Origin of the sequence: Streptomyces filipinensis, from assembly GCF_014649495.1 — a bacterium.
In the GTDB taxonomy this organism is placed as follows: domain Bacteria; phylum Actinomycetota; class Actinomycetes; order Streptomycetales; family Streptomycetaceae; genus Streptomyces; species Streptomyces filipinensis.
Map to the genome: position 1 here is coordinate 1 of NZ_BMTD01000099.1, position 527 is coordinate 527.

Genomic DNA, 527 nt, shown 5'->3' on the forward strand with positions numbered 1-527 from the left:
CTCGTCCTGGAGGACGGCCGTGTCTTCCGCGGCCGTGCCTACGGGGCCGTGGGGGAGACCTTCGGCGAGGCCGTGTTCTCCACCGGGATGACGGGTTACCAGGAGACCCTGACCGATCCGTCGTACGACCGGCAGATCGTGGTCGCGACGGCCCCGCAGATCGGCAACACGGGCTGGAACGACGAGGACGACGAGTCGGGGCGCATCTGGGTCTCCGGTTACGTCGTGCGTGACCCCGCGCGCGTGCCGTCCAACTGGCGGGCCAAGCGCTCGCTGGACGACGAGCTGGAGCGCCAGGGCGTGGTCGGCATCTCGGGCATCGACACCCGGGCCCTGACCCGTCATCTGCGCGAGCGCGGCTCGATGCGCGCCGGCATCTTCTCGGGCCAGGCGATCCCCGCCGAGTCCGAGCTGCTGGAGCGCGTGCAGGCCCAGCCCCACATGAAGGGCGCGAGCCTCTACGAGGAGGTCGCGACGAAGGAGGCGTACGTCGTCCCGGCGATCGGCGAGAAGAGGTTCACCGTCGC

The 527-nt window shown here is 70.8% G+C and carries 1 protein-coding gene; it reads left to right on the plus strand.

Annotation, left to right across the window (positions count from 1 at the left end):
- The coding region (locus IE244_RS41655; RefSeq protein ID WP_308436318.1) for a carbamoyl-phosphate synthase domain-containing protein at window positions 1-527 on the plus strand (527 nt) is incomplete at both ends.